This is a genomic window from Actinomyces sp. S6-Spd3 (genome assembly GCF_000758755.1).
Lineage (GTDB): Bacteria > Actinomycetota > Actinomycetes > Actinomycetales > Actinomycetaceae > Pauljensenia.
On sequence record NZ_JRMV01000003.1, the window covers coordinates 1 to 623 of the forward strand.

The following is a 623-nucleotide window of genomic DNA, read 5'->3' on the forward strand; positions in this document are numbered from 1 at the left end:
AGGTCGGACTTCACTGCCTGCATGTAAGAGCGGAAAACCGCCGCGTTCTCTCCAGCTGATTCGAGGTTGGATCGCAAGCTGTCGATTTGTGGCTGCAGGTTCTTTGAAAAGCTATCGTGAGCCGCACTGATTGCACCGGCGGCTTCTTCAATCGCCTTACGCGCAGCCTCTTTAGAATTTGAATCGCTAGACCTACCTGCACGCAGATCCTTTGATATCTGACCTAAGCGGTCTGAAAGGCTTTGTTGCCGCGCAATCGCCGTATCAAGATCAGCCAGAAGGTCGTCCCCGTCCGGTCCTAAAACTTGGGCGAGCTTGTCCCTCGTCTGCTTGAACCCGTTTATCTGCTTATCGAGCATGGCACGTAGCTGATCAACCGCGTCCGCGCTACTCTGCGCGGTCTCGTCAGCCGAGTTCAGCAAAGTATCCAGACGAGATTCAACTTTTTCAATGTTGGAGGATGCCTGGTTCAGCGCATCATTTAACCCGGCGGAAAGCCCAGCGAATGGATCGGCCGTCCCACTGCTTGAATCGAAAGAAGTGCCGGTGGCCTGGTCAAAAGAATCCTGGACGCCCGCAGCTAAATCCCGAGTCCCCGTAGCTAGTGGGATTGTAGAGCCAAT

The 623-nt window shown here is 54.3% G+C and carries 1 pseudogene; it reads right to left on the reverse strand.

What is annotated here, in order from left to right:
* Nucleotides 1–623, reverse strand: a pseudogene (locus tag HMPREF1627_RS00015) (YhgE/Pip domain-containing protein); the annotation flags it as partial.